Below are 12497 nucleotides of genomic sequence, written 5' to 3' on the forward strand. Positions count from 1 at the left end.
AAGGCTCCTTCCGGCCGGCCGAAAAGCACTAAGGAAAACTCAACTACATAATTAGTTTTTCATACGGTTTTCTTTTAATGCTAAAAGAAAACCGTATGAAAACACATGGCTATTGTGCCATCCTGTTTCTTGCCTGATTTAATAAAACGTGGCCGATTACGCAACGAGGAAACCTCCCTTTCTTACACCGGCAATTCCGGTGGACTCCTAAAAACATACACGTTGAAAGGCCGACATCCCGCATGGGTCAGGGAAACAAAAATAGATACAGCATCGGTATGGTTGAAAGCCGGTTTGCCCTGTCACTCACGGAAAATAAGTCGGTTTACAACAGAACGGAATGCCGGAATCGGCCCGGTTCGCCAATGTTTACTCTGGATTAAAAACACGGATGTCCATCTAAACTAAGACGTTTTACCGGTAGCGCTCACAACTGATGTTGATCACACCAAACACACCATGCCCGTAAAGCTGTTGAGGCAATTATCCACCACCCCGAAATCATCGTCATTGGCGATGGCCAACCGGTTGCCACCCAGCAAGGCCATGCCTTCGGCTTTATCGTGCGGATATACGGGAGAAATTTCGGTGAGCAAATCGAAGACTCCCCGCAGACAAAGGAGGAGACTGCAGCAGCCGAGCGGAATCCTGCTCTGGAACAGTAAGAAAGGAAAAAGGGCAATCGTAGAAAATGAGTGTCGCTTCATTTCAGCTACAATTGCCCACCCGTATTAATGCTCAGTATTCTGTGAGCGTTAATGCTTACTATTGTTTCGTAAAAGTACAGGATGTACAATCAAATTTCAATACGTTAGTCGCTTCAATTCGCTAGTTGGCCCAGTTTGATAAATATCCGTGTCCCCGTTTGGCTAGACGGTCGTGTATCTTCTTCGGCCAACTTAACTGCTCCTCCCCTATCGCAACACCGTAGCCCCTTCCACCAAAAGCGGGCCAATCAACGACGGTTTCTGGTAAGTCCAGCCTTCATCCCTGGGGATCTTTGTGCCAAACCGATCGAAGGATAATGCCCAGTAAACTCCCCATAAAAAGAAGAATAGCGAAACCCTGCACGATGCCCCCTATTAACCGCCAGGTTGGATGACCGATTACATCGGCTCCGACTCGAATTAGCAACCCAACGGATTGCAGCAGACTACCTGCGTACAAAATGGGCCGGTAAAAATTGCCTCGCAGCCCCAAAACGCCCGGCAAAATAACCGGACCGTGGGCAAAAATCATGGAGAAGACGAAGCCGGTAAAGAAGGTATGCACGGTCGCATCGTACACAAAAGGAAACGGAATGGGCAGCGCCAAAAGGAAGCCATTCAGCAGCAACCAGCCATAGCCGACTACCAGCAGACTTCCCATATACCGGTGTTGTCCCGTTCGGAAAAACAACCGACGGGCCATGTCAAAACGAAGTAACCAAGTACCCACCAGAACCATACCTACGCCCGTAATGACTTGCCCAAAGCCGTGAAAGGGCTGCGCCACTCCGATTAGAAACACGCTGAGCGCTCCCCAAAGTAGCCAGCGGTGCTGCGGTTTTAGCGGCACAAACCGGCTCAGTTCCAGGCGTTCGGCGGTGATGGTCAACAGCAAAAAGGCCATCCACCAGGGTACAGCCGTTGGGTAAAAGTGGGTACGTAGCAGAAAAATATGCCCGATCAACAGGCAGAGGCTGCCGCCAAAGAGTAAATAATAGAATGACTCTTTAAAGCGAATCAGGAAGGAGTATACCAACAGCGCCATGCCCAGCGCCCCAGCCATAAACAACCCGAGCGCCAGCGTAAACTGTCCTAGCAGCAAGGCCGGGACGCCCAACGCCTGCGCCAGGGGCACCAATAATGCCCAACAGTATTTGACGACCACAGCCCGCTCCAGCGAAATTAAGGTACCCAGAAACCCGCCGACCATCATTAGCCCGTGCTCACCGGCAGCGACCGAAAGCGGCAGGTTCCAGCCCAGCCGGAGCCAACCAGTCAGAATGCCCAGCAGCAAACTCAGCACAGCCAGCGGAACAATAAAGCGTTGCGGCTTCTGCATCGTTTACAAATCTTTTCGGCGAAACATACGCACAGCCAACCCCAATGGAACGACCACCCAGATCACCAGAATGCCAATAGCGTAGACCAGCCCCCAGCTACTTCCAAAGAACGCTTCGTACAGCGCACCGGTGTACCCCATCAGAGCCGAAATATCCATCTGTAACAACACCACAATACGCGCCAGATCTACCGGGTTGAGCGTTGTCAACAGCAGCATGGCTTTTTCGAGTGGATAGTCACTGAACGAAAACAAAACCGTGAGCACCAGCCCGTCGTAGAGTAGGGCAAAGTAAAACCACAGCAGCAGCGTAACACCAATTCCTTTGGCTTTATCGCGGGTAAAAACCGATGCCCAGAACGCCAGGGACACAAAAATCAGCGTCAGGGCCAGGCCGGAACCGACCAGCACCAACCCCGTCGTTGTTCCGGCAAAGAAGGCGACCGGAACACCGACACCGATCAGAAAGGCGGTGATCAGCGAACTGGCTATACCGATGTATTCGCTCAACAGCAACTGGCTGCGCCGAATCGGCTGCGCCAGCAGCAGCTCAATGAACTCGTAGGAATTGTAAAAATGAATGGTGGTAAAGATGATGCTGATGAGGGGAACGACCATCAGCACGATGTTCAGCAAACTCATGAGTCCTTTAGCGGGACTCGCATCCATGCCAAAAAGTGCCAGTGAAACCGCCAGTAAAAAGACCGTATAGGCCAGCACCACCCGATTTTGCAGAATGTCCGCCCAAACGTATTTAGTAATTCGTACCATGATTCAAAAGAGGGAAGGTGCCGATTGATTGGATGTTGATGCACCGAAGGGCGACGAATTTTCCATCAAGCGCGCAATGGCCCGGTTCAACGTAGTCTCGCCGGTTTGCTGCTTCAGCCAGTCTACCGATTTCAGGAACTGTAAACGCCCATCCTGCATGTACATCACGTCGGTCGTTAATTCATCTAAGTCACTCAGGATGTGTGAGGTAATTAAGATCAACTTGCCGTTTTGCTTTTCCCGCAGAATCTTCGCCTTCAGTATTTCCGACGCCAACGGATCTAATCCGGCGGTGGGCTCGTCCAAAATCAGGATGGGCGGGTTGAACAGACAGGCCAGACAAGCCCCTACTTTCTGCCGGGTGCCGCCCGACAGCGACCGCATGGTTTTATCGTACAAAGCCGGTAAGCCGAAGGCTTCAATAAGTTCCGTGTCGAGCCCGGCGGATTGGCTTCGCCGAATGTCGGTCATCATGCGAATTAACTGCCGGATCGTCAAGTTTTCGGGATAGCGGCTGATCTGGGGCATATAGCCAATCTGATCCCGGTACGTCCAGGCATCACGAATGGATTGATTGTTCACGCGAATTTCGCCCCGTTCGGGAATAACCAGGCCCAGGAGGCATTTGATAAACGTCGTCTTGCCCGACCCGTTGGGTCCAATGAGCGACACCGCCTGCTTCGCGTGCAAATCAACCGAAAGGTCGTTGAGCACCGTCAGTCGGCCAAAGGTTTTCTGGAGGTTTCGAACGGTAATCATAACGTACGGGGTTTCATCTGGGGTTGTTTATCGACGAGGGCATCCGGCGTCAGGCTGGGCAACACCTTCTCGGCCCGGTCCAGCAGGCTGACCATGAAGCTGCGCAATAACATAACGCCGTGCGGCATTTGCTCGATAATAACCGAGTATAGACTAACCGGGTGATAGGGCACGTCGCCAATACCATCGCGGTTCAGGTCGTAGCCTTCGTATTTATCCCAATAGTTTTGCGAAAACGTATTCAGGACGGTATTGCCGTTGGTGGCTACATCGAACGTATTGCCCAGAAACTGATTGCTCTGAAACTGATTTTCGTTGCAACTCGCCTGCACCCGCAGCCCCCAGCCGTTTTCGACAAAGCGGTTTTGCTGCATCGTAATCCGGCTCGACCCTTCCATGTAAATGCCAATGGTGTTTTTCTCAAACGTATTCTGCTCAATCCGGCTGTCCGAAATATCTTTCAGCAGCAACCCGTAAGCGGCACTTCCCCAGTTGTGTATAAATACATTTTGGCGCATGGTTACCCCTCGCGTATACATCACGGCGACCCCTGCCCCGTTGTCGCGGAACATGTTGCCAATGTAGGCGTTCTGGTGCGAAAACATGAAGTGTAACCCGTAGCGAATGTTACCGAAACTGAGGTTGCGCTGAATGGTTGAATTGGTGACAAACTCGAAGTAAACTCCGTCGCGGTGGCCGCTGACGCGATTTTGCTCAACGCGAATGCGGTCACATTTCCAGGCATGGACGCCATTGCCGGTGGTTTGTTCGGCCCCCGGTTTGCCCTCGATGGTGTTGCCACGAACCAGGCAATCCCGGGAACCGGATACATAAACGCCGAAATAGCAACGGGCTATTCGATTGCCTATAACCCGCACCTGACGGGCTTCCAGCACCTTCACGGCGGCCCAGTCAATCGTGCTGGTTACCCCAACATTGCGAAGATCAAAACCCTGAATCAATACGTTGTCGGCCCGAACCGTAAAGATCTCACCTTTCCGCTGGGCGTCGATCACCGGAAACTGCTCACCGATGATGACCAACGGTTTGTCCACAAGCAAATTGTGTTCGCGGTAAAGGCCGGGTCCAATGCGTAGCGTATCGCCGGGGGCCGCTTGCGCCAGCAACCGTCCGATGCCCGTTTTTGGATTGACCGACCAGATTCGGGCGTTTGCGAGCACAGGCAGGCAAACCGAAAGAAAAAGCACCCAGCGTAGGTTACTCATGCGCATGGGATAGATGGGATAGATCAGACCAGATTAACGCTTTTCCCGCCATCCTGCCCGCTTCGTCCGAGGTGGCGAAGGCTGCGGTATTTCCTCCCATGGGACTATGCCACGCGTCACTTTGCCGGTACGTGGCCGAACGAGCGTCAATTAATGAACCCGGTTTCCCAAAATCAGCGACAAGTACCTGCGCCATCTCCGAATCGGCTACGTTGTTTTCCCGCTGGTAGTTAATCAAGCAGGCTAGGTCGTCGAACTTGAAAGTTTTCCCTTTGGGGGTGACGTATGCCGCCGAAAATTTCTGGTCCACGATGGTCATTTTGCAATGCTGACAGGCATCCTGACCATAGTGAATGGGATCGGCTTCGGTCGTGCAGCCCAGCACGGTGATGGCCGCCAGCGCCACGACCGTCACGTTACGGGTGCCCGTTATCGTTCGGCTTTTTTGTCGATAAAACCATTCGTAGATCGTTACGCCCCCCAGGCTTAACCCTACCAGGAAAAAGAGCCAGCCCCCCGTGTCGGGCATTGAATAAGCCCCAAAGTTGAGCAGGGCTTTGTAACCAATGAGCGGAGGCTGGTACGCCATCCCCGGCACCTGAATGGGCGCTGTGGGGTCCAAGTTGTGGCCGTAGTCGTAGGCCCATTGCCAGAAATCATACAAAGCGGCCCCCGCCCCCAGCACCAGCAAGGATACGAGTCCTACCAACAGCCGAGGACTCTTCAGCAGGGCGGTCAGTGAACCCAGCAGGATGAATCCAACCACAACATATGGCAGGTACGTAAATTCCGGGAACATGTCCGCTTTGATGTGTCGCATACCGATGTAGTGATTTAACCCATTGATGACATCGACATCGCCGGTTAGCTTCGATAACCAGATTTTCATAACGAGTCCTTCAGGGTATTGCGGAGCCCAGAGGTCAATGCGCCAGATGGGCAGGAACAAGGTGGCCGTCAGCGCCAGCGAAGCCAGCGCGACGACAACCCGTGAATAGTTGTGTAATGGCTTCATTACTTGGCAGCTACTGGTTTATTCGTCTCGGCCGTTTTGCCGGTGCTAAATGTGAGCGGCACATTGCTCCCCGCCGGTGATACGCGCACATACCCCTGCATTTCCTGGTGGAGTGCCGAACAGAAATCGGTGCAGTAAATGGGTGAAATTCCGACCCGGTTGGGCTTCCATTTGAGCGTTTGGGTTTCGCCCGGCATAATCAGGATTTCGGCATTATCCCCTCCTTTCACGGCAAAACCGTGCGGAATGTCCCAGTCCTGCTCCAGGTTGGTCACGTGGAAATACACCTCATCGCCGACCCGGACTCCTTCAATGTTGTCGGGAACAAAGTGCGACCTGATGGAGGTCATGTACACGTGCACCTGATTACCCTCCCGTACCACCTTCGCTTCCTTCTCCCCTCTGGCCACATACTTGTGGGCATTTTCTTCAATCTTGAAAATTTTCTGGGAGTTCGGGGCCAGTTTTTCAGCCGGAATGGCTTCGGCGTAGTGCGGTTCGCCCACGGTCGGGAAATCAAGTAGCAGCTTCATCTTGTCCCCCGAAATGTCGTACAGCTGCGCCGATTGCGCCAGTTCCGGCCCGGTTGGCAGGTACCGGTCTTTGGTAATTTTGTTGTAGGCAACCACGTATTTGCCCCAGGGTTTGGTGGTAGGCCCGCCCGGAATGCTCAGGTGACCCACCGAATAATACGTCGGCACCCGGTCGAGTACTTTCAGGTCTTTGATGTTCCACTTCACCAGTTCCGACGACACAAAGAAGGAGGTGATGGCGTTGCCCTGTCCGTCGAATTCGGTGTGTAAGGGTCCCAGACCCGGTTTTTGCACTTCGCCGTACAACACAGATTCGTATTTCAATACCGGAATCCCGTCAAAATCGCCGTCGAAGGATTGGCTGGCGATGGCTTTCTGCATTTTATCGTACGAAAAGACCGGAATCACGGCGGCCAGTTTCCCCGATCCGACAATGTATTCGCCCGTTGGGTCGATATCGCAACCGTGAGGGGATTTGGGGCAGGGAATAAAATAGAGCATGCCGGGGCATTCTTTCGGATCGAGCGTAACGACCTGCTTTTCGATGGTCGACGTAGCCGAGTGGGTACGGTCGTCATACACGTTGTGCGCGTATTTGGCTGGCTCAGTTTTCCCTTTCCCCTGTTTGAGGTATTCCTCCGCTTTTTTCCAGTTGACGGCCAGAATAAAATCCTTGTCTTTCTGCGACGCGTTCACCTCGAGCAAGGTATTAGCCTGTTCGGTGTTGTAGGTCGAGAAAAAGAACCAACCGTGCGACTTGGCTTTGCCCGCCCGCGCCAGGTCGAAGCTGACACCAGGGGTTTTCAATTGAAACGCCACCTTCATTGTCCCCGACTCTTTATCGACGCTAACAAAGGAGATATAGCCCTTAAAGTTTTTCTTGAACGAACTAATGGGAACGTCGGCACCGTTGTCGGGCGGCACCGAAAAGCGCGTGCTGGCCACGACGTACTCCGTATTTTGGGTAATAAAGGGGGACGAGTGATTCCCGGCACTGTTCGGAATTTCCAGAATTTCAACGGTGCGGAAGGTTTTTAGATCAACCCGGGCCAGCCGGGGCGTATTGTTACCATTGCCAAATGCCCAACGCCCGTCGTGTTCCCCGTTGGTTTGCGACAGCGAGATATGGTGGAGGTCATCCCAGGGAACGGGACCGTGCGAGGTGTTGAGCATCGGTTTGGTTTCTTCGCTGTAGCCCCAGCCATTTTCGGCAAAGGACGAAAAAACCGGGATGATCTTTAGCAACCGACCGGAAGGCAGGCCATAGATGGCCATCTGGCCGTTGAAACCACCCGAGGTGACGCTGTAAAATTCGTCGTGTTTACCCGGGGCAACATACACTTTCTGGGCGGCATCTCCCGCTACGGCTGAGCCTGCGTCTTTGGGTTTGCACCCCGTTACGGTGGCGCTAACCACGGCGGCAGCCACCAGCCAGGTAATGATTTGATTGTTCATGATGTAAAAAGTCGTCGTTAAATCGGTGCGTACAGGTTTATTTTTCGCCGTCGTTGCTTCGCATGTATTCCAGTACGGAGCGGGCCTGCGCTTCCGTCAGATTCTGATTCGGCATTCGAACCAGGCATTGCTCCAGCATCTTCTGGGCTTCGGGATCTTTTTCGAGCATCATATCGACGTTGGTAATCATGTTCATGATCCACTCGGGCTTCCGGCGTTTCGTAACGTCTTTCCAGCCAGGCCCCACTAGTTTGGTTTCATCGAGTTTGTGGCAGCCTGCGCATTTGACATCGTAGATTTCTGTCCCTTCCTTGACTCTGCTCTGGTCGAGTGGTGTTGTGAGTTTTACCTCCTTGATTTCGGTACCGTGTTCTTCAGTTTGTGTGGTGGCCGAAACCGGGTCCGTAGTTGCTTCGTCGGCACGTTGTTTGGCCCCATTGGAGCAGCTTAAGCTCACCCAGGCTAGCCAGAAAAGCGGTAAAAGTGTGCGTTTAGTCATGATAGTCAATCAGTTAAATTTCAGGCATGCCCGCTCGGGGAAAACCCAAGCGAAAAATAAAAGATGATTTTGTCTTTTATTTCTTGCAAAGAAAACCCGATTCGTTGCTCCTGAAAATGATCTGAATCATATCCCCTGGTTATTTTAATCAGGAATTGAGCGATCCTTTTTTTGCAAGGACAGACCGTTGCAGAAGCAATCACCCCTCGTCTCCTCCGGTTGAATTTCTTCGCGACCTGACTTCAGTGCTTCCTACCCTTTTCGTTCCTACCCCCATGATAGATTCCCTTCTTTTTTCACGACCCTGATTTGGATCATAAAATGACGGGCGAAGGCAACGGTAGTTTTGTCGCATCAATCAATAACTAACTACATGGAAACGCCTGTTGTACTGGATGTACGGGAGCTGGAACCCCGCCTGAAACATCCGACGATATTCACTACTTTCGATTCACTCACGGAAGGGCATTGCCTTTTACTCGTCAATGACCATGACCCCTTACCGCTGTTCTACCAATTCAAAGCCGAGCGCCCCGGTACGTTCCACTGGGAATACGTGGCGAAAGGGCCGGAAATCTGGCAGGTGCAACTAACCAAAGTTCCGGCCAACGCGGAAACCGTTGCAGATCTAATCCGTCAATACCCGGCTGCAGCCCCCGTATTGAAGAAACTCAATATTGATTTTTGCTGCAAGGGGAATCGACCGTTTGCCGAGGTTTGCGCCGAAGCTGGACTGGATTCGGCGGCCGTAAAAAAGGAACTGCAAGCCGCTACGGGATCATCGGGTATTCCGGATAAAGCCAATGTCTGGCCGCTGGATTTCCTCGCCGATTACATTGTGCAGAATCATCATCACTACGTCACGGAAGCCATTCCAGCGCTAACGACCCTGTTGAACAAAGTAATAGCGGTTCACGGCAAACAGCATCCCGAATTGGAAACCGTTCGGACGGCTTTTGACCTGGTGGCCGAGGAACTTGGCTCGCACATGCTAAAGGAAGAACGCATCCTGTTCCCGGCTATTCGGCAACTGGTCCAAGTGCAAAAACGAGGGGGTACCTGTTCGTTTCCATTTGGCTCAATTGCAAACCCTATCCGGATGATGGAACACGAACACACCGACGCGGGCGATACGCTGGAAACGATTCGGCAGGCTACACACAATTTTGCGATACCTGCTGACAGCTGCTATTCTTTTCAGCTCCTTTACCAGCAACTCGAAGCGTTCGAAACCGACCTGCATCAGCACGTTCATTTGGAAAATAACATCCTCTTTCCCAAGGCGATCCAGTTGGAGCAATCCCTGCAGCCGGCCTTTACTTAATTCCATATAGCTCATGAAATACAGAAAATTGTGGCTTGGCTTCGCGGCTGTCCTTATCGGATCATTCGCGGTGCTGGGGTATTACGGCTCGGAAATTTACCGCCAGGCCCCGCCCATACCGGAGCAGGTCGTCACCGAATCCAGCCGACCTGACCGATACCCAGTACCAACAGTAAGGCCGGCAAACCGAAACATTTCTGCCTAGACAGTCTAATTGACTAAGTTTACACCAGCATTAAACGAAGGAAAGTATGATTTCTCGTGAAATTATTCTTCACTACGGAGCGGTGGAAGTGCCGTTGAGTAAGGATGAAACGCTCTTTGGTGAAGGGGCTACTTGTCTGCACTATTTCCAGGTGCAGACAGGGGCCGTTAAAATGGTGAATTACAGTGAGGACGGTCAGGAATTTATCCAGGGGCTATTTGGGCCCGGCGAAAGCTTTGGAGAACCGCCCCTCTTCGATAGTTTCCCGTATCCGAGCAGTGCCATCGCGACGACCCCCTCGCTGGTATGGAAACTGCGCAAAGAACGGTTTTTCGACTTATTGCGGGAACACTACACGGTTCACCTTCGGTTCAGTGAGGTATTTGCCAAGCGGCTGCGGTATAAGTCGATGATGCTGCGGGAATTATCGTCGTATGCCCCAGAACACCGAATTCTGACCCTCATCGATTATTTCCGTGACAAATCAGGCGGTCCTTCTGACCAACCCTTTCTGGTTCCTTTCACCCGCCAGCAACTAGCCGACATGACTGGACTTCGGGTTGAAACCGTCATCCGAACCGTTTCTAAATTGCACAAAGAAGGGCAAATTGCAGTGATTAAGCACAAGATTTATAGCCCGCATCCGTGAATCAAAATACGTGGAAGAAGCCCGGCACGAATTCCAACATCAGTCCCTTTCATTCAGGGTTGCATCGGCCCGATAAAAGGCTACTTACCCTACTTGAGCACCCTCATCAACCAGCAGGTGATGAGGGTATCCCGGTGAATTCAAGCTAAACTGGCCGGATCGATTTCATCCATGTCAGCCCGATTGGCGTTGGTGTGGTTACCAAAGCGTTTTTCTAATTGACGTTGTAACTTGGTCGCGACGCTGTCGAGCAAGGTATACCAGTTTTCACCCGAGTCATCGGCAAATACATCGTTCCCGGGCACACCGTATTTAATGCCTACGTGCTTGTCATTACTCCGCTGGCTAGGTTCTATTTTTAAATACACATCGGCCGTAATGACATCCCCTTTGTAATAGCGCCGAAGCTTTGTCAGTGCATCCAGTACGGAAGCCCGCAGGTCATCATCCAATGTAAATCCGACAGCCTCAATATCAAGTCGAACGTTATCTAAATCTGGATCTTGTTGCATAACATGCTTGTTTACGTTAAAGCGCCGTACGTCTCAACCTACGGCGCTTTTCTATAAAGCCATCCCCTACTAATTTGTTTAAAATCCGGTGATGCTAACAATGCCGGTCGCCGTTTACCATAGCCACTTCCCTGGTAGGGAAACCAGGGAAGTAGGATTCCGCTCACAGCGGTTCTCCGTTTCTCACAGGGGTTGAGCGCTCTCCAGAGGAAAGTTAGGCAGCGGAAGCCCCCGCAAGCCTACCATTTCAATGCTTATAACTTTCTACGGCACGGTTGCGTGAGGAATCGCGTCACAGCACGTCCAGCTTCAGGATTATGCCGCCCGTCTGTTTCAAGCGGGAAAGGTAGGTGCTGGGTTCGAGCAACTGGTACGGGAAATACAGACCAGACGGGGGCGTTGGTTGGCTACCCAGGCCCGTAAGCCGTTCAAGCAGCATAGCCACCCCCAGGCCGGTTAGTGGCATCTGGCCTTCCGGATGAACCACGGCATGGCGGGTCTGAAGCGGTCGGCCCGCAGGATCTACGCCGGTGAGGTCAATGACAATCTCGGTTGACATCGGCTCACCTCGTCGACGGGTGGAGCTAATCCCAAGGGCAAAATTGAACTGAACATTAGGCGCACCGGTCGCGGTTGCCAGGCCAATTACGTCGTTGGGCGACAAGGCGGAAGCGTCCATTTCGGTGCCGTCAACAGCGCGAAATGTAGTCTTGGCATCAGCGCCAACGCGCCAGAAGTAGACGCCGTCGCGACGGGTTAATGTCGAAGGCAAGGTCTTTGTTTGCCGCTCCAGATCGGCGTCGGCTGCGGGACCGCCAGCATCTTGCTCATCAAGCAGCGCACCGATGGAGATGGCATCGACACGCCCGAACTCCTTCGCAAATTCCAGCGTAGGAACCGTCGTGGCCCCCACCAGCCACTCCGTGCCGAGCACGACTGGCGCAGCGCCCGGGTTGTGGATGTAAGCCGCGATTTCGGGACCGACCTCGTTGATGGCCGGAGAAATACTGATGTAGGGTACGCCACGGGACTGGGCGAACCGGAGGCTGGCGACCCGATCGTCGGTAAAAAAAATAGCCACGGCACCAACCGGACGTTTGCCCAGGCAGAGGTCCTCGGCCGCCAGGTCGATCGATACGGCTTGCGCATGACCAATCTCCAGGGCCGTTTCTTCGGCCTTCGCAAGATTGCGGCCACCAATCAAAAGTGGCACATCCGGGTGCGCGGCCCGCAGAAGCCGTGCTGTCCAACGACCAACGATGCCGGAACCGCCGATCAGCAAAATAGGATCGGGTCGTGTTGCTGAGTCTTTTTTGTGGGTGTTCATGTGCATTTAACAAAAAAAGACCCAGAGCGGGCCAGGCATTGCCAAAAATTGACCTTGACCCTAAAAACTGGACAGTAAGAGGATAGAAAAATCAAGGCGATTTAGGTAACTTAAACAAACCAAAGAATCGCTTATGAAAAAGTCAAAGTTCACCGAAGCACAGATCATTTTTGCCC

12 protein-coding genes are annotated in these 12497 nt (G+C 52.6%); 2 read left to right on the forward strand and 10 right to left on the reverse strand.

From position 1 onward, the window contains the following. Positions 1-443: 443 nt before the first annotated feature. The 8 genes from ACYVH9_RS28920 to ACYVH9_RS28955 all read right to left on the reverse strand — a co-directional run bounded on the left by ACYVH9_RS28920 (position 444) and on the right by ACYVH9_RS28955 (position 8304). A complete protein-coding gene (locus ACYVH9_RS28920; RefSeq protein WP_460639931.1) occupies positions 444-596 on the reverse strand; it encodes a hypothetical protein in 153 nt (50 codons plus the stop codon). 388 nt (positions 597-984) lie between these two features. Then, positions 985-2046: a hypothetical protein gene (locus ACYVH9_RS28925; RefSeq protein ID WP_460639932.1), complete on the reverse strand. Its 1062-nt coding sequence runs from the start codon at positions 2044-2046 to the stop codon at positions 985-987. Positions 2047-2049: 3 nt separating this feature from the next. Further along, on the reverse strand, positions 2050-2817 hold the full coding sequence (locus tag ACYVH9_RS28930) for an ABC transporter permease subunit (protein WP_460639933.1): 768 nt from the start codon (positions 2815-2817) through the stop codon (positions 2050-2052). A gap of 3 nt (positions 2818-2820) precedes the next feature. Further along, the gene (locus ACYVH9_RS28935) at positions 2821-3576 is read right to left on the reverse strand and encodes an ABC transporter ATP-binding protein (RefSeq protein WP_460639934.1); all 756 of its coding nucleotides are present in this window, start codon (positions 3574-3576) and stop codon (positions 2821-2823) included. After that, positions 3573-4802 (reverse strand): nitrous oxide reductase family maturation protein NosD, encoded by a 1230-nt coding sequence (locus ACYVH9_RS28940; protein ID WP_460639935.1) that lies wholly within the window; start codon positions 4800-4802, stop codon positions 3573-3575. The genes ACYVH9_RS28935 and ACYVH9_RS28940 overlap by 4 nt, the downstream gene beginning before the upstream one ends. Then, positions 4795-5817, reverse strand: coding sequence for a nitrous oxide reductase accessory protein NosL (locus ACYVH9_RS28945; protein WP_460639936.1), 1023 nt, complete (start codon positions 5815-5817; stop codon positions 4795-4797). Before ACYVH9_RS28945 ends, ACYVH9_RS28940 begins: the two co-directional genes overlap by 8 nt. Then, complete coding sequence (gene nosZ / locus ACYVH9_RS28950) at positions 5817-7805, reverse strand: Sec-dependent nitrous-oxide reductase (protein WP_460639937.1); 1989 nt, start codon at positions 7803-7805, stop codon at positions 5817-5819. Before nosZ ends, ACYVH9_RS28945 begins: the two co-directional genes overlap by 1 nt. A 37-nt stretch (positions 7806-7842) precedes the next feature. Continuing rightward, the gene (locus tag ACYVH9_RS28955) at positions 7843-8304 is read right to left on the reverse strand and encodes a c-type cytochrome (protein WP_460639938.1); all 462 of its coding nucleotides are present in this window, start codon (positions 8302-8304) and stop codon (positions 7843-7845) included. Positions 8305-8677: 373 nt separating this feature from the next. Between ACYVH9_RS28955 and ric the strand changes: the two genes are divergently transcribed. Together ric and ACYVH9_RS28965 are read left to right on the forward strand one after the other, a co-directional pair. Continuing rightward, positions 8678-9628: an iron-sulfur cluster repair di-iron protein gene (gene ric, locus ACYVH9_RS28960; protein WP_460639939.1), complete on the forward strand. Its 951-nt coding sequence runs from the start codon at positions 8678-8680 to the stop codon at positions 9626-9628. Between the two features lie 251 nt (positions 9629-9879). After that, positions 9880-10482 (forward strand): Crp/Fnr family transcriptional regulator, encoded by a 603-nt coding sequence (locus ACYVH9_RS28965; protein ID WP_460639940.1) that lies wholly within the window; start codon positions 9880-9882, stop codon positions 10480-10482. A 140-nt stretch (positions 10483-10622) separates the two neighbouring features. On the opposite strand, the gene hpf is transcribed toward ACYVH9_RS28965, so the two are convergent. Continuing rightward, complete coding sequence (hpf, locus tag ACYVH9_RS28970; RefSeq protein WP_460639941.1) at positions 10623-10994, reverse strand: ribosome hibernation-promoting factor, HPF/YfiA family; 372 nt, start codon at positions 10992-10994, stop codon at positions 10623-10625. 292 nt (positions 10995-11286) lie between these two features. Continuing rightward, entirely contained in the window at positions 11287-12321 is a 1035-nt protein-coding gene (locus ACYVH9_RS28975; protein ID WP_460639942.1) for a hypothetical protein, read from the reverse strand. Between the last annotated feature and the right edge of the window lie 176 nt (positions 12322-12497).

It is taken from the genome of Larkinella harenae, assembly GCF_054780515.1.

Excerpts from the sequence above, each read along its gene's own strand:
- ACYVH9_RS28925 (WP_460639932.1), bottom strand. The coding sequence starts at position 2,046 with ATGCAGAAGCCGCAACGCTTTATTGTTCCGCTGGCTGTGCTGAGTTTG.
- ACYVH9_RS28930 (WP_460639933.1), bottom strand. The coding sequence starts at position 2,817 with ATGGTACGAATTACTAAATACGTTTGGGCGGACATTCTGCAAAATCGG.
- ACYVH9_RS28935 (WP_460639934.1), bottom strand. The coding sequence starts at position 3,576 with ATGATTACCGTTCGAAACCTCCAGAAAACCTTTGGCCGACTGACGGTG.
- ACYVH9_RS28940 (WP_460639935.1), bottom strand. The coding sequence starts at position 4,802 with ATGAGTAACCTACGCTGGGTGCTTTTTCTTTCGGTTTGCCTGCCTGTG.
- ACYVH9_RS28945 (WP_460639936.1), bottom strand. The coding sequence starts at position 5,817 with ATGAAGCCATTACACAACTATTCACGGGTTGTCGTCGCGCTGGCTTCG.
- nosZ (WP_460639937.1), bottom strand. The coding sequence starts at position 7,805 with ATGAACAATCAAATCATTACCTGGCTGGTGGCTGCCGCCGTGGTTAGC.
- ACYVH9_RS28955 (WP_460639938.1), bottom strand. The coding sequence starts at position 8,304 with ATGACTAAACGCACACTTTTACCGCTTTTCTGGCTAGCCTGGGTGAGC.
- ric (WP_460639939.1), top strand. The coding sequence starts at position 8,678 with ATGGAAACGCCTGTTGTACTGGATGTACGGGAGCTGGAACCCCGCCTG.
- ACYVH9_RS28965 (WP_460639940.1), top strand. The coding sequence starts at position 9,880 with ATGATTTCTCGTGAAATTATTCTTCACTACGGAGCGGTGGAAGTGCCG.
- hpf (WP_460639941.1), bottom strand. The coding sequence starts at position 10,994 with ATGCAACAAGATCCAGATTTAGATAACGTTCGACTTGATATTGAGGCT.
- ACYVH9_RS28975 (WP_460639942.1), bottom strand. The coding sequence starts at position 12,321 with ATGAACACCCACAAAAAAGACTCAGCAACACGACCCGATCCTATTTTG.